We start from the raw sequence: 19,954 nt of genomic DNA on the forward strand, positions 1-19,954 counted from the left end.
ATGGATTGGATATTAGGAATATTAGCAACGTCTCTTGGAGGAATTAATATCTTTCAATTTGTCTATTATAAGACGCAAAGGGATAAGCTCCGGGCAGAAGCTGATACAGCGACTACCGAAGCCAAACAAAAAGATATAGATCTGCAGCAGGATCAGTATGATTATCTGTTGTCGAAGTTAAGCCAATTTCAAAGAGATTACATAGAGCTTCAGGAAAAAGTTCAGTCGGAAGCTAGGACACACACCGAAACTATCACCACCAAGTGCAATGAAATTGCAGAACTGAAGTCAAAAATCATTTATTACAAAGGCCTGAAATGCTATAAAAGTGATTGTTCGATAAGAGTAGTAACTAACCCTAAAGATATGGAGGACAGAAAATGAGAAATATTGATGCAATCATCATTCATTGTTCGGCAACGAGATCCGGACAGGATTTAAGGGCCAAAGATATCGACCGGATACATAAGGCTCGTGGATTTAAGCAGATAGGTTATAACTTTGTGATAGACCTGGATGGATTGGTGGAAAACGGTCGTCCACTCTCAATGGATGGAGCGCATTGTAATACGAAAGGATTCTCAAAAGAATCTTATAACAAGCACAGTATCGGTATCTGTTACATTGGAGGTTTAGATAAAAATGGCAAGCCGGCAGATACGAGGACTGAAGCCCAAAAGAATGCCCTTCGTGATTTGGTTGCTAAACTATGTAAGGAATATGATATCATTGAGGTACTCGGTCATCGTGATACCTCTCCGGATCTGGACGGCAGCGGAGAAGTGGAACCGGCAGAATTTATCAAGGCCTGTCCGTGCTTTGACGTGCGTAGCGAGTTTTGTAATTTCATGAAAAATATAGTTATACGGCCATGAAGCAGCTCATTGTGATTTTTACGCTTATATTGGTTGTCTCTGCATTTTGCATCGGCTGCCGTACAAAATATATTCCTGTTGAGATAAAAATAACGGATTCAACTGTCGTCCACGATACGACATTCAATGAGAGGCTGATACCATATCGGGACAGTGTATCAATCAAAGATACCTTCTCATTCCTTACTAACCCGTATGCTTATAGTTGGGCAGTTTGGGATAATGGTATTCTCCATCATTCACTTGGTATATGGCCTGGTGCGGTATTGGTAGTGAGAGTTCCTTATTATACGGAAAGAATCAAAAGGATAGAGGTCCCGGTACCTTATCCGGAAGAAAAGATCATCCAAGTTGAAAAGGAATTGAATTGGTGGCAACGGTTACGGATTTGGATTGGTAATATCGTTCTTCTAGGCATTGGAATATATGGAGTTACATGGCTGATTAAAAGAAAAATATGATACCTTTGCATTGATAGTGGAAGCGTCTGCTTGTTATTAATAAATGTGGCCTCGGTTCTTCGGAATCGAGGTTTTTTAGCTTTAGCTAAACTAAGCTAAGTTGCTGATAATAAATGGGATATAACTACGTTGTTTGCCATGATAGTGTTATCTTAGCTGTATAAAAATAAAGGATAAAGCATTATGAATGAGCAAATTAGAGAAATACTGAATCAGCAAGTAACAAAGACAAGTAAGATACAGCAGTTACTTCTTTTGGGGTTAACCAGACGCCAGGTGGCAGACCTTGTAACAAATGGAAATTACGGTTTCGTTCAAAACGTATATAGGAATATGCTCGATGCCGGAATTTTTACTCCTATAATAGCTCCGGTTTCTTTCCCTACGATTGATTATACTTTCAACAGACGGTTTGGGGTTGAAATTGAAGCTTACAACTGTACGCGTGAAAGACTTGCAAGGGAGCTTAGAGAGGCGGGAATAAACGTAGTAGTAGAAGGCTACAATCATAATACCCGTAACCATTGGAAACTTGTAACAGATGGCAGTCTTTGCGGAAATAACACTTTTGAGCTTGTCTCTCCGGTACTCGAAGGAGAAGCCGGTTTAAAAGAACTCGAAAAAGTCTGCTGGGTGCTTGATTATTGCGATGTAAAAGTAAACGATAGCTGCGGGCTTCACATCCACATGGATGCAATTAACTTCACAATGGCTACTTGGAAAAACCTAGCCCTTACCTATAAAAATATAGAAATGGTAATTGATGCTTTCATGCCGAATTCACGCCGTAACAATACCTACTGCAAAGGATTACGCCACATAACAGAACGCGAGATACTTAGCGCAAACAGCTTGACGGATTTAAGACGCGCTTTTAATAACGACCGATATCATAAGCTGAACCTTGAATCTTATTCCCGCCATAATACTGTAGAATTCAGACAACATTCCGGTACCACGAATTTCACAAAGATGGAAAATTGGATACGGTTTATAGCCAACATGATTACCTTTGCCGAACAAACAATGGTAACCAACGGGACAACATTGGTAAATTTGCCTTTCCTGACGGATGACCAAAAAACATATTTCAAATTAAGAACAAAAAAACTTAGCAGATAATGAATAATACAATTTACTTCTTGCAGGATGGCGGTACAATTACCGCTGCCTGCGCAACAGAATTTGTTACTAAACTTCGTGAGGGCAGTCGTTTTGATTCAGAACATACAGATCAGGAATATATGTACCGTTTTGCCGACCGTTACCATGACCAAACGGGAAAGATTATCCGAGCTGATTCGCCGGATCATTTCCTTGAGGATTTAATAGGATTCGGATATGTAACTGTTAAATAATTATTATGATAATGATTTTATTATCAAATAATTGTTTTTATGATAATAAAATTATTATCTTTGTATCGTCAATCAAAAGAAGAGCTCTTTGAATGAATGATGAAGAAGCGCTAAAAGCGCGAGAAGCTGAGTTATTAGAAAATCTCAACTTCTTCCTGATGAACTATCGCCGGCTCATTGCGAACGGTTATAGGAAACAGGTGTTGGATGATGAAATTAAGCTGATTCAGCTTGAGCTGGAAAGACTTAAAGGAGTCACTTAACAGAAAGAAGGTTCACCGACTAGCTACCGGTGAACCTATCTTCATTAAAAAAATGGTTATTTAAATAGTGATATTATGGGAGTAAAAGAGGATTATTTCAGACTGAAGGAACAATGGATAAAAGCTCGCGGTGATGAACGCGATGCTGCCCAGCGTGAACTTGATGCTTTCTTCGATTCCCTGTCGGAATCGGACAAAGAGTTGGTAAATGAAGCCGTGAGTGAGGATTTTGCCCGGATCCACAAAAAAATAGATGAAGCTAAAGCTCTGAAAAGGGAGATTGAAGTCCGCCGTATTTTAGCTGATACCCTGCCGTTCATTTCTGTATCCGAATTTGCAAAGCAATATTTCGGAAAGTCGGCTTCCTGGTTGCACCAACGGATTAATGGTAATGAAGTGCATGGGAAGAGGGCATCATTTACTTCGGAGGAGATGAATACATTGGCAAGTGCATTAAAAGATGTGGCTAATAGGTTGACTAAAGCTGCTTCTGCATTTACTCATTAAACTAAATATTAAGATTATGAATAATAAGGATAACTTCGTAGGATAGATTGCGTTCAAAATACTTTCAATTGAAAAAGGTTTCCACAAGTTGGAAGCCTTTTTTTATTACTGTATATTCCATATTAATGGAATATATTTTATGAATCATAGCTTCAAATATAAAAAAATGTTACCTTTGTAATACCCAATAAAAACCAAACATCATCTCCTCATGTCATGTAATCCGTAAACAATCGGATTCTGGATGGTTCCAGTGGGTGCATGGCATGAGGAGTTGATTTTATTACTTATGGAATACACGGAAAATCAAATTATTGATATAATATTAAAGGATTTATACTCTGCAGGAAGTTATTCTCAATATCTTGATTCGAAGAAAAGAGAAATCAGTACGGAAATGCAAACCAAAGAACTAACCAAACATAATATAAGGCTCAATAATTGGAAATTATCCATTGCGTTGATTGCTGCTATTATATCATTAATTGTTTCCATTTTTGCAATATTAAAAAGTTCAAATACAATCGAAAGGTTAAGAGAGCTATTTCATCAGAATGGAATTAAAGATGTAACTCATTGGTTTTGATACAAAAATAAGAATATTAATTAAAAAAACACGCATCATGAAAAAAGTATTGCTATTTACGTCTTTGTTTATTCTCATTGTTTTGACCTCTTGTTCCAAAGAAGACAATGAAAGGTATTGTTGGAAGTTTACGGTAAAACAGACAACAAGTGTTTCTCCAGCAATGAGTGGATATCCTAAAACGGTAACATCTACCTCTACACAATGTGATCTTACCGAATCAGAAGCGGATGAAGTAGTTGAAAAACTAACTACAACCTCTACTTCTTCAACCAATGGATATAAAATTACAGTTAAAACCACTGTTACCAAAACGAGAACTGATAAAAAAGATAATTCTGAAGATAAAGAAACGGGAATAAGAGTCCCTACTGGAAGATAAATTGAAATCACTAAAGATATATATTATGAAAAAAGCATTATTTCTTTTAGTCAGCATGTTCATATTTGCATCATGCGCAACTTATCAACCAGCTCCGAAATCTTTCATTAGCATGATTGATTATTCAACCTTTACCAAACAGGGCATCTACGTAACTGAATCAAACTCTGTTAACTTCGATTATGAAGCCATAGGAAGTATTTGTGTTGAAGAACTTGGAGGTTGGGTTTCAAAGAAAAAATCGGAATATTCCGATCCAAAAGAACAATATTATATAGGTTCTGGCATGAGTAATAAAGTTTATATTAAACCGGATATTCAAGAAGCATTTAAAAAATTAATGGATAAGCTGTCACAGTCAGGCGCTAATGGTTTAATCAATATGAGGATAGAATTCACTACGGAGTTAGACCTTACAAGTAAATTGACCATTGATAAAATCATAGTTAGCGGTATGGCTATTAAACGATAAACTTAACAAAATCCCCGCTAAAATAGGCAGGGATTTTGTTGTAATATAAATATTTTTGCATTATATATCATTAAATTCCAATATAAGAGCTACATTTGCAATGCCCGAAATTTAACAAGCAATATGGATCCCTTTTCATTACGTAATCCGTAAAACCGGATTAAGGTATAGTTAAACCTTTGGGCACGTAATGATAAGGGATTCGCCATCTAATATAATGGAAATTATCATCATATTGTTGATAGTAGTTATTACTATACTCGGAATCAAAAAAATAAGTTCAAGTAATAAAAAAGAAACTTCCAAATCTTCATATAAGGATTATGATATTTCTAAACGTTCATCACCTCATCCCAATGATACGCCTTTGGGATATCCTCATTCCAATACATCAAAAAACAAAAAAGTCTGGAAAAGTGATTATGTAGAAAAAATACAGACACAATTAGATGTGTTATCCAAGCTTCCACATGATAGTACACAAGAAAAGGGAAAATATTTATTTTTTGATACGGAAACTACAGGTCTTCCAAGAAAAAGAGATGCCTTTCCTGAAGATTTTTCGAATTGGCCCTATATTGTCGAAATAGCATGGTTGTTAGTCGATGAAGAAGGTCTACAAGTATCTGGCGGGCATTATATCGTTAAGCAAAAGGTATCGATTCCGCAAAAAGCCACCGAAATTCATCACATAACAACAGAGAAAATGCTTTCTGAAGGAATAGATCCTAAAGAAGTTTACACTGATTTTTTGGAAAGCGTTAATAATGCAGACTACATTGTAGCCCATAATATTGAATTTGACGAACCAATTATTGAATGCGAATTGCTTCGTAATGGATTCGATAAAGCATTATCAAGCAAAAAACATTTCTGTACAATGAAAGCAGGAAAAGACTTCTGTACGGTATATAGCAGCTCTGGAAGTATTAAGAATCCTAAGCTTTCAGAGCTTTTCGGAAGTTTATATTTTGATAATCCGTATCTGACAATTGAGGGATTACACAATGCCTTATCCGATACTTTAATGCTCTACCGCTGTTTTATGAAAATGAAAGAAATAGAGCCACATCTGCTTGATGAAAAAATAGATATAAATGTTATGGCTCAAGTGCAATATTCAAAATCTGATATTCCGGATTTCAGCATGGAGAATCAGCTACCAATGATTTCTGAAGAAGATTTATTCAGTTACTTTGGAGATAGCTTATTTAATGGAAGCCAAGTGCTGGTAACAGGAGTGGATAGCGAAGATAAAGAAAACTATTGGAAGATGATTACTGATTTAAACGGAAAAGTAGTGAAATCAGTCACTAAAAACTTAGCAATTGTCGTACTTGGCCCAACTCCGGGTTGGAAAAAATTAGAAGCTATAAATCAAAAAATCCAAAATGGAGAGAAAATCATAGGCATAACTGATATTCAATTAGAACTTTTATATAAACATTCCATGAATTGATTTTATTCTATTGCTTTAACATCTTCTCCCACTTTACTTTGGCAGGGAGTTTATTTTAAAATAAAGTTTCGTAAAACGTACCTTTTATGAAACTTTATTCATATATTTGCATTGTCAAAACACTTACGGAGTGTATCCGTATCGCAGAGCGCGGTTAATGCTCAAATATTGATTGGGCTTTTTTTATGCCCTAATTTATTGATATACGGTTGCCTTTCCCATTACTATTTTGCTCTACGAGCGGAACCTGTAAGTGTTTTGACGAACTCGGGAAATGGCAGCCGTTTTTTACTGCCTACAATGTCAAAACACTTACAGTATGAAAAAACAAACAGTAACGCTTCCCATTCCAGAAGCAAAAGAATCAGCCTTTAATTTATGGCTAAGAAAAGAAGCAAAGCTTCACACCCTTTGCTTAGGTCGTTCAATCAGCAACGCCACTGTTCTCCGAATTATCCATGCCGAAATAGCTGGATTATTCATAGTGTTCTCTCCATCAGCCGGAGTCATTCCTTGCCTAATATGCTGTACATGGTTCATTGTTTCACTTTATCTTTGCAAGAAAGGAGGTATGAAATGAGTAAACTGAGGTTTAGAGTCGAAAAATCTTCTTATTATTCTGGAGGAAAGAAAGAAAATGAAGAATTTACTATTTATGGATATGGCGATATGCTTTGTTCCGGAGTACGTGAAGATATTGAGGAATTATACGAACAATTAACCATGGCATTAAACGATCATAAGGAGACAAAAAATGAAAAAGCAGCAAAATAACTCGTCAGAAGAAAATAAAGACGAAAAAATAACTGATATAAGTATTTACATAGCAGCATTGCAGGCTACCTACAAGCCTGCACCCGATGTCCGCCACACCACCCATTGGTTCACTACCAATGAAGTATACGATGCCATCAAGCAGTTAGATCCGTCAGCCGATATCTCCAAAGAACAGATATTTCGGGCTATGACCGAAGCCGGCTTCTCTTTCCGTGTTCGTCCGGGAGCTTCCGGGTGTGATTTTCGTTGGATGCTTACAGAAAAGTAAATTAGAGTATGGGGAGGTTTATTCCTCCCTATTCCTTGTCCTTCTTTATACTTTCTGCAATAGATACTTTTGAAGAAAAATAAAAAACTATGGTAACAGACGAACTCATCCGCAAACAATTCATCCACCAGATACTCCGTCGGGATGCTGCTTTTATTTATGAGACTCAAGCAAATGTCGTCCGTCAGAATTTCACGAACGAGCGTGCCAAGGCATTAGCTAGTTTTCTCGCCTCACGTCCATTTTCCCTTTCAGGAGATGGATTAAGGCCAAATTACTATTTTAACATCTTTCCTTATCTTCGTTTCTTAGATATCAAGTACAGTAACCAGGATGCTGGGCTTCGTAGTCGTTTGGCACTTTATAACCGTGTTGTATGGGGGCGTTTATACCATGAAACGATCTCTGATCTCAAATATGGTTTAAGCAAAGATATTTATGATTCTATTAAGGAAAGATTAGAGAAAATGAATCCCGAAAAGCTTTGATTATCAAAATAAAATATATATATTTGAAAATATAAAAACATTGCATTATGCTCATTGCTATTATTAATATCGTATTATGCGTGATATTTGTTCCTTTGCTTACTCTCAAATGGAAAAAGGCGCAACGCTTCATGGCATTTCTTATATCACTTTTTATAACTCCGTTCTTAGGAATTCCACTCGTACGATTACTTTTACATATGGTTGGCGAGACGCCTCAATCTGAATAATTGTCCTTTCATTCTATACCATATACTGCTACTTTCGTGATTAATCACAATAAAGTAGCAGTTTTTTTATGGGTAAATCAAAATTGTCGGAAGATCACATTAATTGGATACTTTCTCTTGACGCCAGCAATGCTGACAAAGAAATACATAAGCTCACAGTTCGTAATAATGAGCTCAAACAGAGCAATAAGGAAATAAGTAAATCTCTTCGTGAGGTAGAAATTCGTTTAGGTAAAGACAGTAAAGAATATAAAAATCTTTCTGCTGAATTAAATAAAAACAATAACAAGCTAGTAAAAAACAGAGAGGCTCTCAAACGATTAGAAAATCAACAAGATGTAAATGCTCTGTCTATGACTAGCCTTAAACGTCGGGCACAAGATTTACAAAAGCAACTTGATAATACCTCAAAATCTATTCATCCAGAAACGTATGCAAAGTTAGATACAGAACTTAACAAAGTTAAGTCTAGAATGGGTGAACTCAAGCAACAAGGTGATCAGATTAATATTTCAATGAAAAATGTAGTGAAAGGAGGTATTGCTGCATTAATAGGGAATATGATAACTAAGGTTGTCAATTGGGGTGGAGAGCTTCTTAATAAAGCAAAAGAATTTATTAATGAAAGTATTGATATGGCAGCTAAGGCCGATGGTGTCCAAAAAGCATTTAAATCACTTGATGATCCGGGATTATTAAGTAATCTGCGTAAAAGTACCAAAGGAACTGTCAACGATTTGGAACTAATGAAAGCTGCGGTACAAGCAAAAGATTTTCGTATTCCTCTACAAGATTTGGGCAAATATCTTCAATTCGCTCAATTGAAAGCGCAGCAGACTGGACAATCTGTAGAATATATGACACAATCTATTGTTACGGGGCTAGGACGTAAATCTGTGATGATTCTTGATAATCTAGGGTTATCTGCTGCCGAAATCAATGAACAGGTCGCTAAGACCGGTGACTTTATGGCTGCAGTCGCTACAATTGTTGATAAACAATTAGCTGCTGCAGGCGATAGTTATGTGTCGGCTGCCGATCGTATGCAACAACGAACGGTGCTACTTGAAAATGCAAAGCTGAAGTTAGGTAACCGCCTGTCTTGGCTACATGATAAATATATAGATTTTACATCTAAAGTGCTAAAAGGAGCTATATCAATGATGGATACAGCCACTGAAAAGTATGAAGAGCAAAGAGAAAAAACTGTAAGTTTAGCAGCGACTCTCCCTGATTTGGTCTCTCAATATAATGAACTAAAATCAAAGTCTAAACTTTCTAAAGAAGAACAAGAAAAGCTGAATTCAATTATTGTGTCTATTACGTCATCCGTACCAGGTGCTGCCATGGCATTTGATTCTTATGGAAATGCAATCGAAATATCAACAGATAAGGTTAATGAGTTTATTAAATCTCAAAAAGCTTTATTCATATATCAACATCAAAATGCTATTGCTGAAACTGAAGAAAATCTAAAAAAATACAGGAAAGAGTATGAAAATCTATTAGCAATATATAAACAGGGTGGTAAAGCGGTTTGGCGTTCCAATGGTATGTTTCAACCTTTGACAATGACCATTGACAAATCTTCTCTTAAAGAAGTCAAGGCAGATATAGAAAAATATGGTGCATTAATAAAAGGAGCAGAGCTTGAGTTAGAACGATTAAAGGGTGATTCTTTGGAGAAAGCGATAAAAGAGAATCAGCAACGTTCTGAAATGCAAAAGCAATTCATAAAGATGAATAAAGTTCAATTGGATGCTTGGCTTAAAGATGAGAAGAATGCGGCTAGTCAATATCGCGAATTAGCCCAACAAATACGTGATTCCAAAACAGAGACATCTAATGATAAATCCGATCCAAATCAGGTTGCACTAAAAAATATGGATTCAGCTCATGCTGAAGAATTGAATAAGATCCGTCTCCATGGCCAAGAAAAACAGAAAACAGAATCTGAAATCAATATTGAAATATTGCAATCAGACAGAAACTTTTATGCCAAGCGTATTATTGAACTTGAAAAATTCAAGAAAAAAGAGAAAAAATCCAGTAAACGAGCTGAATATGAAAAACAGATAGTAGAATCGAAAACTAAACTTCTTAATACCGAGGTCTCTTTGGAAAAAGAGGCAGTAGCTGCTATCTCAAAAACTCGCCAGGATGATTTAAAGAAAGAAGAAGCTGTTTCCAAAGCACAACAAATCATTCTTACTCAGAAACTGGCTAATCAAGATATTACGCAGGAGCAACATGATGCATTAATGCTTTCTTTAAACATGGCTAGTGCTGAGATGCGTTTGGCCATTGAAGAAAGATACTTGAACGACGTCAATGATCTCGAACTCAAGAATGGACAGATAAAAGTTGATGCCGTTCAGCAAGCTAATAATGCAGTCATTATTGCGGAGCAAAATGCTGCGAATTCACGTGCTGCACTTCAGACCAAAATGAATGATTTGGTAAAGGATTTCAAGAATCAATTCAAACTTACAACTGTAGATGAGGATTTACAGATGCAATTGAAGGTTCTTGAAGCCTCTTATCAAGCTCGTAAAAACTTAGCTGAAAAAGAAAATCTTGATACTACAGAGTTAGATGCTGCATATTACAGAGCTAAAGAACAAATTATTCAGGATAGCGAGAATAGGATCAATCAGATTCGTAATCAATACGGTCTTCTTAATCAGCAAGAACAATATAATTTAGAGCTGCAACAACTTAAAGATCATCTTGCTGCGGAAGAATTAACTCAGGAAGAATATGAAGAAGCCGTACAAAATTTGAAAATAAAAAGTGCGAAACAGCAATTTGATTATTATTCAAATTTGATGGGAGGTGCTGTTCAGGCTCTTCAACAGGCAGAGATGGATAACATTGATGCCAAATATGATGTTGAGATTGAAGCTGCAAAAGGCAATGCTGAAGAAGTAGAACGTTTGGAGAATGAAAAAGCTCAAAAGAAACTTGATGTTCAAAAGAAGTATGCAGATGTAAATTTTGCAATAGAAGTTTCACAAATTATGGCTAATACAGCTGTCGCTATTATGCAGGCTTTCGCACAACTTGGCCCTATCGGTGGGGCTGTCGCTGCTGCATTGATGACAGTCACCGGTGCTGCACAAGTTGCAAGTGCTAATGCCGAACGTAAAAAAGTCAAGAATATGACACTTTCTGGTAGTTCATCTTCAGGAAGGGAAACCGGTACTCGTGTTGCTACAGGTAGGGAGAAAGGAGGAAAAGTTGATGTTACTCGTGCTCAAGATGGTAAACTATTCCCGGATGCTGAATATGATCCTGACGCACGCGGCTTTATTGATCGTCCCACTGTAATTGTTGGTGAAGGACCTGCAGGTAGATCAAAAGAATGGGTAGCAAGCAATGCTGCTGTAAATAATCCTACTATTGCTCCTTTCTTGCAGTTATTGGACGCTCATCAGCAGGCGGGTGATATCTCCACAATTGATTTGAATCAAATCATGCGTCAGCGTATGGCAGCCGGTTATGCTTCAGGAGGAAGTATCTCTACCCCTGTGGCAATTCCTGCAGGAAATACTACTAATTCCAATGTCGGTGAATCTGCAGTTATAGCTGAGTTGCTTGCTTTACTGTCTTTCTTAAAAGAAAATGGCATACCGGCTTACGTCGTTTTAAGTGAATTGGAAAAGAAACAAAACTTACGCGATCGATCTCGTATAATAGGTAGCAAATCATGAAAATAACAAATTTGAAATCAGGTATCCCTTATCAATTGAAACCGGGTACACAGTTGGAAGTGGAACGTACAAATCCATTTTTTAATGAATATGGTGAACAAACGCTTCCTCTAGAAATTCCTGATACTGACCAAAACAGAGTTGCTCTTGGTTATCCGGATCAACTTGGTAGTAACAAAAAACAAGCAGATATCTCTGCATTGATTGAGGATGGAGATTATTATGCTATATGCAAACAGGCGATTCTTTCCGCTCAACGTAAAGGCAATATTTCCACATCATTTTATATAAATCAAGGATCATTCTACTCATCATTACAGAAAACTGATCTTAAGACAATCTTTGAAGGTGAGGTGATTCCCGGTATTTCTACTGTAGAAGAGGGGATCGATTTCTGTAGAGCATTACGCTATAATAAAAATGACCATTTTGCTATATTTCCTATCTTGATAAAAGATGATAGCGGAGAAGCAGGAGAGGGTGATCTTACCAAATATAAATATATAAATCGTTGGGGACATTGGTTGACTGATAAAAAAGAACTGTTCATGGATGGCACAAATACAGCAAAAGAGAATGATTTTTATAATGCAGAGCCGCGAACAGAAATTATAGACGACATTGAGATTTCATTGTCAGCAGGATATTACATTTCTCCTTTTATTCGTGCATATTATGTCCTACAACGTATTTTTCAGTATTTCGGTTATACTTTGTTGGATAACTTCTTCTCGCGAACTGATCCTTTCAATAAAATGGTATTTGTTAACAATGTGGCCGATGTATTGGTTAATGGTTCAATTCTGATATCGCAGTTGGTCCCGGATGTAAAATGCAATGATATTATTAACCTGTTCCGCCACAAGTTCTGTTGTGAGTTCATTGCGGATGAAGTAGCGAAAACAGTTTCAATAGAATTGTTTTCTGATATTGTCGCTTCATCTCCGGAAGTAGATTTAACCAAGTGCTTGGTTGGAAATTATACAGTAGAATATCCGGAGACGTATAAGCAATTGAAATTGACATCGAAATTTGAAACGGAGCATGAAGTCACTGAAAACTTTGAATCATTATCTATGTTTCTCAGTAAATATCCTCAAGCCTATTTTCGGAAGAGTGAAGGTGTTTTTATAAAAAAGGGATTTAAGGGCTTTTATAATGATGATCTTAAACTAACCGAGTCGTCTACTTCATATTATGCCGGAGGCTCTTATGAGACACATGAAATCGAAATAGAAGAATGTATTCCTGATTTTCGGATATCTTCCTATGGGTTTTATTCTTTTGTTAAGTTTTTATATATTGGAAACTATCAGATGATGAATTCAAAGTTAGTCAAAAAGACTCAAGATAAGGAAGATGTTACTCCCGCAGATAATTATCTACTTTATCCGATGCTTGCCTTTCCCTATATTGATACGTTTGGTGATGCTGCTGGTACAGTGACGAATTATGAACGTTCCTGGATATCAGAAAAACGTATATTTGATTATTCATTATGTTATTATGGTGAAGATGGAATTTTTGAGAAATTTTATCGTCCCTTAGATACTCTTCTCAGAAATTCTCTACACACAGTGAGGGCTGATTTATTATTGTCAAAAACAGATAAACGGCTTTTGCCGGCGCATAAAAAATATACTTTATGCAATCAGGAAGTATTTATCAATAAGTTATCTTTTTTGATAGGTGGAGAATCTGAACCTAAGGAATCAGAATTACTCACTTTGAAGTTGTATGAACCTATTACACAATCGCCTCACTTATCCGATATAATGGTCAATTGGGAGATGAAATATTATTGGGTAGGAGGAATAGACTATACACCTATCACAGAAGAAGAATATAATTCTTCGTCATATCCTAAAAAACCTGAGATCACAGATGTTTCAAAGTATCGTTCTCCTATGGAAACACTCTATCCACCTCCACCCACAGCCGAAGATATTGGTAAGGATAAATGTCATGAAATTAAATATCTTACTAGTTTTAAAGATATAAATAGCACACAGTATACATTGGTGAGCCAATATGTTAAAGTCTCCGTTCATGAAGAATAAAATTGTCCTTTATATATATACTATATCCACATATTTTTGAACCAATAACAGAGAATCAATATGACTATTATAATCAAGCCAGGAGATTTAAACTTATCCGGGAATCTCGACAGATTTAGAATCAGTTCAGCGGAGAAAGTGGCGTTTCGTTTAAGATTAGGAAATGAATACTTGCTCTCACAAACTTATGATCCTAATCCGGAAGGAATTATTGAAATTGATGTGAAAGATGTTGTTGAGTCCCGTCTTTCATCCGTATTTCGTGATACTACTGAGATATACACCCAAACAACCTTAGTACATACCTTTGTTGCAGAAATAAATGGGACAGAGGAAACTTTCAGGGTAGTTAGGGGAGGAGTGGATCAGTTGCAAGATCCTGCCGATAACTTTCTGCGATTTAATTTTCTTACATGGCAGCCACAAACTAAAAAAGTAACTTATTATCAACCGGAATATTTAACCTACTATGCCGTTGATGATGTAAAAGTAAAAGTCAAAGCATATTTTCAGACGCTTGGAGTCACTACATCTGTTACAATTGATTATGCTACCCTTGCTGCCGGTAATGCCTATACTATACCTATGCAATACGGAGTTATTGCCGGTAAGCTTTCACACAAGTTACCGAGTTTCTATGATGTATGGATTGAAACAACCGCCGGAGCACGCTTAACTTACATACAAAGATATGTAGTATCTAATACTTTATCAGAGCAGGAGCAATGGATAATATTCGAAAATTCGTTAGGAGGTCTTGACACTTTCAGAGCTTATGGAGCGACGGATTTCTCTGGTGAACACACTCATAATATAGCCGAGATAGATGATGTTTCCTATGATTATCGGATTGATACTGAGCGCAAATTCAAAAAGAATACAGGTTATCTAGATAAGTATGAAAGGCAATGGCTATTAGATTTTTTTCCTGCGGCAAAGAAATTTATCTATACCGGTAACACAACACGTAGCATTGTCGTCCTGGAAGATGAAGTGAACTATAATTCAAGAGAATTACCGTCATCCTATACTTTTACGTACAAATATGCGGATGCTCGTCCGTTGCTGAACCTTCCTAGAACCGAGACACTGCCGGATGTTTTGGATATTGAAATACCGGATCTTGGTTCTTTTACAATACCCCCTCGGCTTATTGAATTTCCTCACCTCCCATTGTCCGAGGGGGTAATGTTTCCTGCGCAGAATCCATATTCTGAAGATTGGGGCATTGTTACTGCAGGAGGATTGACGAATTTTGTACGTGAAAGATTAGCCGTTCTTGATGATGGTACAGGTGGAGTTGGCCACTCTCACGTAAATTTTGATCTGTTGCAATTATTGAGTTATGTAGATAAATATTTACTCGTTAATAAGGAAAAAATAAAAGCCGGATTATCGGATCGAGCCACGGTTGCCGATGAATTGAAATCCGAGAACTTTTCTTCCGGAGCTTTTGGATCCGGAATGCGCTTCTATACAAAAGATGGGATTACTTATGGTGAGATAGATCAATTATTGGTGCGAATGAAAGCCATCTTTCACGAAATAGTTATTGAGAAGCTTTCACATGTAGGTGGTGAAATCGTATTATCTCCTGCCCGGATGGTCTGTATAAAGGTGGAAGGTTTAGAAGATGCTTATCGATGCTATTTCAAATCAACAGATGGAGATAAAACTATAACGAATGACTTTGTTGTTGGGGATCAGGCTAGATGTCAGACCTTCAATATTAAAACTGGTGCTCATCAAAATGTATCTAACCGGTTTTACTGGCGATTAGTAACCGGCGTTGGTGATGACTATATCGACTTGTCAATAACTGATTGCTTGGAAGGAAGTGACATACCCGCAGCTGGAGACGAAATTGTGCAACTTGGGAATCGATATCCGGAACATGAAGATAGACAAAATGCTGTCGTATTGTCATCATACGGTCCTGATGCTCCATCTTCTAAACAATATATGTATATTGATTCCTATTCCCTAGAAGGAAAGGACTGTGAAGTCACATCTCCGCATGGTAATAAATATGTTGGTGATTTCTTTTTGAAGACAGGTGATGATCTTACTACAGAATTTCAAGTCCTAAAAAACTTGATTAAAACAGAAATTCAAAATATTGAATATGTTATCAATAATGAAGATAACTATCTTAGTAATGCGAGTTTCACGGCAGATTTGGATAATTGGGTTGCTGGAAGCGAAGTTTCTGTTTTCAATGATAGTACACAATTTTTAGCTCTTAATAGCACGCTATATGCTGTAAATGAAAGTTTTTCAGGGCTTGCAAGCTATAATGGGAAATATATGCTCCGGATTAGAAATAGCTTCATTAAACAGCTTAATGAGAATATTAAAAAGATTTCTAAAAAGTCCGTATTTTATATTTCTTTTAAATATATATGCAAAGAAGAAGGTAAGCTAACTTGCGGTTTCGTTGACCAGAGATTATATAGCGTAACTGATCTCGCAACAACACGTACTCCAAAAATGTTTGAATTTTCTGGGATATGGGATGGAAGTGGAGATTTTTTGATACAATTTACGGGAGATATTTATATTTCTTTAGTTTCACTGACCAATAGACCTCTTGATGAATTTAAAGAAGAAACACGATCTTCCATTGAACAGACAAATGAACTGATCAAGACTGAGATTGCAAAAGTCACAAAAAACCTTGAGAACTATTCGACTATTGAACAAACATCGGAACATATCAAATCGGAAGTTTCTAGCTTTCAACAAGGTATTGAAAATTTAGTGCAGAATAGCGAATGTACTACTTCAGATGTTGGCAGTTGGGTTGGTAACCCCTATGTTAAAGGGTGTACAAATATGACTGTCCCCAAAACGGTTGAAATAGGTCTTGACAGGTCTACCAAGCTACTTGATACGAATTATTACTTATCATTTAAGTTTATCAATAACAATCTTTCTGCCTATATTTACTTGTCTGGTGATAGTAAAATGAACTATAAATGTCTTACATTATCTTTCGATTACTTTATAACCAGCCTTTATCCTCGTAATGCTACATTGGACACCGCTTTTGGCGTCACTGTAGAATCTGATGGAATGCTGTACGGTTCAATTTTTAGCAAGCCATTGAGTGTAATAATGGGTACATGGGCACATGCCAGTTTTACGCTTGACTATAGGGATAATGATTCTATTACAATCAATAATGCGATGTTACTGCGTTGTAATGCTGAAACAGCTACTATTCTTGTTCGGAACATCAGTTTAAGAGAGGTTTATTGTGATTTACCTTACTCCCCATCAACGATTGACCTTGCTACAAAGAGTATAGTTGAACAAACAGCAAAAAGCTGGAGTGCTAAAATACTAAACGGGCAAGATAATATCATAGCTGCAATAAATATGGATCGTTCCGGTACCCACATGTTGGGTGTCGTATCATTCGAGAGTTTTACGGCTGATTTTAAGGAAGCATATCTACAAGCGTTTGGGAATGCAAGCATGACGGCAAAAGATGATGTTGCAAGGCAGCTTGGATTTTCCAATTATCAACAATTAGCTGAAAATGCGGCTACACAGGGAAAAGCTGTTCTTATAGGCGGATATTTGAATTTAGAATTAATCGACGTGAAAACATTACTGGCAGGGGATATTATATCTGAGATGATAAGCTCTAATGGAATAAATATTGCTGGTAAATTCTTTTTTAACAAAGACTCAAAAGCATTGACTTTGGGAAATTTGAAAGTTCTTGAGTCAGGTGCTTTAGCCGGTGGTAATGCTATATTCGATGATATAGGAAAATTTTCTATGTGGCCAAGTGGAACATCGTTTGAAAACTTAAATTTTGAAAGTTTTATTATTGATCGAATCGATAAGATGACAACGATTGTTCTTGCTCCCTGCGAAGCGGGTCTGATTAATGTAGACAAAACATTTGATGTGTATTTACCGGACAAAAAAGACTTATTTGATAAAAATATTGATATTTCTTATGGATTTAGATTGACCATTATTGCTTCGGGAAAACTCCTTAGTAATTTGGGTGAAACGAGTACTTCCCTAATCAGATATAAAATAAAATGTAGGTCTGATGAGCGGTATGGTATTCCTGTACCGGAATATGGGCTTTCTCCAATATCCAGTAAAACCTATATAAGAGATAATGATTATAAAGTAATCGATAGTATAGGGATGGCGCAGGGAGATGTTCTTGAACTCTATTTTTGTTATGGAGATTATTATTTTGTAAATCGCAGTAATTAATATGGCACTTGAATTAACACAAGAGGAATTAAGAGAATTAGCAATTAGAGTGGCACCTATCATTCAATCATCTGCATTGGATGTCGGCTTGGTGCCTGTTAGTAATTCTTTTGAAGGAGTGACTACACTTCCTGTCATCAGTAGAGTAGGAGGAATAACCAAACTTGTGCGTGTTCCAATAAACTGGTTATACGGCGGACCGAAAGGTGATCCGTTTACTTATGAAGACTTTACTCCGGAACAATTAAAATCTTTGGAGGGAAGACCCGGTACGACATGGGTTCCTCTTGTTGATGAAGAAGGGTATTTATCATGGAGCAATACTAAAGATACACCGCCTTCATCTGTCTATATTAAAGGACCAAAAGGCGATCCTTTCACTTATGACGATTTTACTCCGGAACAGCTAGAAGCTCTGAAAGGAAATCCAGGGAAGACGTGGTTTCCAAAACTCGATAAACTAGGTAACTTGTCATGGGTTCTTAGTGATGCTTTGATTAATTCGGAAGTCATCAATATTCGTGGAGAAAAGGGAGATACGCCTTTTGTTTCTTTGAGTAACGATTACTTCCTGACAGTAGATGGTATTAAGGTAGGTAATTCCCTCAAGGGTGCTACCGGAGCAAATGGAATTGACGGAAAAACACCTGTCGTTTCCCTGAGTAGCGATCATTTCCTGATGGTAGATGGTACTAAAGTAGGTACTTCTCTCAAGGGTGCTACCGGAGCAAATGGAATTGATGGAAAAACACCTGTCGTTTCCTTGAGTAGCGATCATTTCTTGATGGTAGATGGTATTAAGGTAGGTAGTTCCCTCAAGGGTGCTACCGGAGCAAATGGAATTGACGGAAAAACACCTGTCGTTTCCCTGAGTAGCGATCATTTCCTGATGGTAGATGGTACTAAAGTAGGTACTTCTCTCAAGGGTGCTACCGGAGCAAATGGAATTGATGGAAAAACACCTGTCGTTTCCCTGAGTAGCGATCATTTCCTGATGGTAGATGGTACTAAAGTAGGTACTTCTCTCAAGGGTGCTACCGGAGCAAATGGAATTGATGGAAAAACACCTGTCGTTTCCCTGAGTAGCGATCATTTCCTGATGGTAGATGGTACTAAAGTAGGTACTTCTCTCAAGGGTGCTACCGGAGCAAATGGAATTGATGGAAAAACACCTGTCGTTTCCTTGAGTAGCGATCATTTCTTGATGGTAGATGGTATTAAAGTGGGTACTTCCCTTAAGGGTGCTACCGGAGCAAATGGAATTGACGGAAAAACACCTGCTGTTTCCCTGAGCAGCGATTATTTCCTTACAGTTGATGGTACTAAAGTTGGTACCTCCCTCAAAGGTGCTACCGGAGCCACTGGCGCAAAAGGTGATAAAGGAGACCAAGGCATTCAAGGTATACAGGGAATTGCCGGAAAAAGCCCTGTTGTTTCCCTGAGTAGCGACTACTTCCTTACTGTGGACGGAACTAAAGTAGGTACTTCTCTCAAGGGTGCTGCCGGAGCAAATGGAATTGATGGAAAAACACCTGTCGTTTCCCTGAGCAGCGATCATTTCCTTATGGTTGATGGTACTAAGGTTGGTACTTCCCTCAAGGGTGCAACCGGAGCCACTGGTGCGAAAGGTGATAAAGGAGACCAGGGCATTCAAGGTATACAGGGGATTGCCGGAAAAAGCCCTGTTGTTTCCCTGAGTAGCGACTACTTCCTTACCGTGGACGGAACTAAGGTTGGTGCTTCTCTCAAGGGTGCTGCCGGAGCAAATGGAATTGATGGAAAAACACCTGTCGTTTCCTTGAGCAGCGAT

General features: G+C 37.2%; 18 protein-coding genes and 1 pseudogene. All 19 read left to right on the forward strand.

From position 1 onward, the window contains the following. Positions 1-384 carry a hypothetical protein gene (locus tag DXB63_RS15290; protein WP_147332297.1) on the forward strand — a complete coding sequence of 128 codons (384 nt, stop codon included), beginning with the start codon at positions 1-3 and terminating at the stop codon, positions 382-384. Further along, positions 381-875 (forward strand): N-acetylmuramoyl-L-alanine amidase, encoded by a 495-nt coding sequence (locus DXB63_RS15295; RefSeq protein ID WP_122127266.1) that lies wholly within the window; start codon positions 381-383, stop codon positions 873-875. Before DXB63_RS15290 ends, DXB63_RS15295 begins: the two co-directional genes overlap by 4 nt. Further along, complete coding sequence (locus tag DXB63_RS15300) at positions 872-1,336, forward strand: hypothetical protein (RefSeq protein WP_122127267.1); 465 nt, start codon at positions 872-874, stop codon at positions 1,334-1,336. Before DXB63_RS15295 ends, DXB63_RS15300 begins: the two co-directional genes overlap by 4 nt. Positions 1,337-1,519: 183 nt before the next feature. Next, complete coding sequence (locus DXB63_RS15305; protein ID WP_122127268.1) at positions 1,520-2,458, forward strand: amidoligase family protein; 939 nt, start codon at positions 1,520-1,522, stop codon at positions 2,456-2,458. After that, positions 2,458-2,694: a hypothetical protein gene (locus tag DXB63_RS15310; RefSeq protein WP_122127269.1), complete on the forward strand. Its 237-nt coding sequence runs from the start codon at positions 2,458-2,460 to the stop codon at positions 2,692-2,694. The genes DXB63_RS15305 and DXB63_RS15310 overlap by 1 nt, the downstream gene beginning before the upstream one ends. 92 nt (positions 2,695-2,786) lie before the next feature. Beyond that, a complete protein-coding gene (locus DXB63_RS18140) occupies positions 2,787-2,957 on the forward strand; it encodes a hypothetical protein (protein WP_178300960.1) in 171 nt (56 codons plus the stop codon). 75 nt (positions 2,958-3,032) lie between these two features. Next, positions 3,033-3,464, forward strand: coding sequence for a DUF5053 domain-containing protein (locus tag DXB63_RS15315; protein ID WP_122127270.1), 432 nt, complete (start codon positions 3,033-3,035; stop codon positions 3,462-3,464). A gap of 244 nt (positions 3,465-3,708) precedes the next feature. Then, positions 3,709-4,050 (forward strand): hypothetical protein, encoded by a 342-nt coding sequence (locus tag DXB63_RS15320; protein WP_122348248.1) that lies wholly within the window; start codon positions 3,709-3,711, stop codon positions 4,048-4,050. A gap of 37 nt (positions 4,051-4,087) precedes the next feature. Beyond that, positions 4,088-4,432, forward strand: a complete 345-nt coding sequence (locus DXB63_RS15325) for a hypothetical protein (protein WP_122127272.1) — start codon at positions 4,088-4,090, stop codon at positions 4,430-4,432. 25 nt (positions 4,433-4,457) lie between these two features. Further along, a complete protein-coding gene (locus tag DXB63_RS15330; protein WP_122127273.1) occupies positions 4,458-4,904 on the forward strand; it encodes a hypothetical protein in 447 nt (148 codons plus the stop codon). A gap of 217 nt (positions 4,905-5,121) precedes the next feature. Further along, the gene (locus DXB63_RS15335) at positions 5,122-6,363 is read left to right on the forward strand and encodes an exonuclease domain-containing protein (protein WP_158563695.1); all 1,242 of its coding nucleotides are present in this window, start codon (positions 5,122-5,124) and stop codon (positions 6,361-6,363) included. Positions 6,364-6,682: 319 nt separating this feature from the next. Further along, positions 6,683-6,943: a hypothetical protein gene (locus DXB63_RS15340; protein ID WP_122127275.1), complete on the forward strand. Its 261-nt coding sequence runs from the start codon at positions 6,683-6,685 to the stop codon at positions 6,941-6,943. Beyond that, positions 6,940-7,137, forward strand: coding sequence for a hypothetical protein (locus tag DXB63_RS15345; RefSeq protein WP_122127276.1), 198 nt, complete (start codon positions 6,940-6,942; stop codon positions 7,135-7,137). The genes DXB63_RS15340 and DXB63_RS15345 overlap by 4 nt, the downstream gene beginning before the upstream one ends. Continuing rightward, a complete protein-coding gene (locus tag DXB63_RS15350; protein WP_122127277.1) occupies positions 7,118-7,408 on the forward strand; it encodes a 5-formyltetrahydrofolate cyclo-ligase in 291 nt (96 codons plus the stop codon). The genes DXB63_RS15345 and DXB63_RS15350 overlap by 20 nt, the downstream gene beginning before the upstream one ends. 89 nt (positions 7,409-7,497) lie before the next feature. Beyond that, positions 7,498-7,896, forward strand: coding sequence for a hypothetical protein (locus tag DXB63_RS15355; RefSeq protein WP_122127278.1), 399 nt, complete (start codon positions 7,498-7,500; stop codon positions 7,894-7,896). Positions 7,897-8,194: 298 nt separating this feature from the next. Next, the gene (locus DXB63_RS15365; protein ID WP_122127280.1) at positions 8,195-11,839 is read left to right on the forward strand and encodes a hypothetical protein; all 3,645 of its coding nucleotides are present in this window, start codon (positions 8,195-8,197) and stop codon (positions 11,837-11,839) included. Further along, positions 11,836-13,899: a hypothetical protein gene (locus DXB63_RS15370; RefSeq protein ID WP_122127281.1), complete on the forward strand. Its 2,064-nt coding sequence runs from the start codon at positions 11,836-11,838 to the stop codon at positions 13,897-13,899. The genes DXB63_RS15365 and DXB63_RS15370 overlap by 4 nt, the downstream gene beginning before the upstream one ends. Before the next feature lie 60 nt (positions 13,900-13,959). Continuing rightward, positions 13,960-18,144, forward strand: coding sequence for a hypothetical protein (locus DXB63_RS15375; RefSeq protein ID WP_122127282.1), 4,185 nt, complete (start codon positions 13,960-13,962; stop codon positions 18,142-18,144). A 1-nt stretch (position 18,145) separates the two neighbouring features. Beyond that, positions 18,146-19,954, forward strand: a pseudogene (locus DXB63_RS15380) (hypothetical protein); the annotation flags it as partial.

Source organism: Bacteroides sp. OM05-12 (genome assembly GCF_003438995.1).
In the GTDB taxonomy this organism is placed as follows: Bacteria; Bacteroidota; Bacteroidia; order Bacteroidales; family Bacteroidaceae; genus Bacteroides.

Excerpts from the sequence above, each read along its gene's own strand:
- DXB63_RS15290 (WP_147332297.1), top strand. The coding sequence starts at position 1 with ATGGATTGGATATTAGGAATATTAGCAACGTCTCTTGGAGGAATTAAT.
- DXB63_RS15295 (WP_122127266.1), top strand. The coding sequence starts at position 381 with ATGAGAAATATTGATGCAATCATCATTCATTGTTCGGCAACGAGATCC.
- DXB63_RS15300 (WP_122127267.1), top strand. The coding sequence starts at position 872 with ATGAAGCAGCTCATTGTGATTTTTACGCTTATATTGGTTGTCTCTGCA.
- DXB63_RS15305 (WP_122127268.1), top strand. The coding sequence starts at position 1,520 with ATGAATGAGCAAATTAGAGAAATACTGAATCAGCAAGTAACAAAGACA.
- DXB63_RS15310 (WP_122127269.1), top strand. The coding sequence starts at position 2,458 with ATGAATAATACAATTTACTTCTTGCAGGATGGCGGTACAATTACCGCT.
- DXB63_RS18140 (WP_178300960.1), top strand. The coding sequence starts at position 2,787 with ATGAATGATGAAGAAGCGCTAAAAGCGCGAGAAGCTGAGTTATTAGAA.
- DXB63_RS15315 (WP_122127270.1), top strand. The coding sequence starts at position 3,033 with ATGGGAGTAAAAGAGGATTATTTCAGACTGAAGGAACAATGGATAAAA.
- DXB63_RS15320 (WP_122348248.1), top strand. The coding sequence starts at position 3,709 with ATGGTTCCAGTGGGTGCATGGCATGAGGAGTTGATTTTATTACTTATG.
- DXB63_RS15325 (WP_122127272.1), top strand. The coding sequence starts at position 4,088 with ATGAAAAAAGTATTGCTATTTACGTCTTTGTTTATTCTCATTGTTTTG.
- DXB63_RS15330 (WP_122127273.1), top strand. The coding sequence starts at position 4,458 with ATGAAAAAAGCATTATTTCTTTTAGTCAGCATGTTCATATTTGCATCA.
- DXB63_RS15335 (WP_158563695.1), top strand. The coding sequence starts at position 5,122 with ATGGAAATTATCATCATATTGTTGATAGTAGTTATTACTATACTCGGA.
- DXB63_RS15340 (WP_122127275.1), top strand. The coding sequence starts at position 6,683 with ATGAAAAAACAAACAGTAACGCTTCCCATTCCAGAAGCAAAAGAATCA.
- DXB63_RS15345 (WP_122127276.1), top strand. The coding sequence starts at position 6,940 with ATGAGTAAACTGAGGTTTAGAGTCGAAAAATCTTCTTATTATTCTGGA.
- DXB63_RS15350 (WP_122127277.1), top strand. The coding sequence starts at position 7,118 with ATGAAAAAGCAGCAAAATAACTCGTCAGAAGAAAATAAAGACGAAAAA.
- DXB63_RS15355 (WP_122127278.1), top strand. The coding sequence starts at position 7,498 with ATGGTAACAGACGAACTCATCCGCAAACAATTCATCCACCAGATACTC.
- DXB63_RS15365 (WP_122127280.1), top strand. The coding sequence starts at position 8,195 with ATGGGTAAATCAAAATTGTCGGAAGATCACATTAATTGGATACTTTCT.
- DXB63_RS15370 (WP_122127281.1), top strand. The coding sequence starts at position 11,836 with ATGAAAATAACAAATTTGAAATCAGGTATCCCTTATCAATTGAAACCG.
- DXB63_RS15375 (WP_122127282.1), top strand. The coding sequence starts at position 13,960 with ATGACTATTATAATCAAGCCAGGAGATTTAAACTTATCCGGGAATCTC.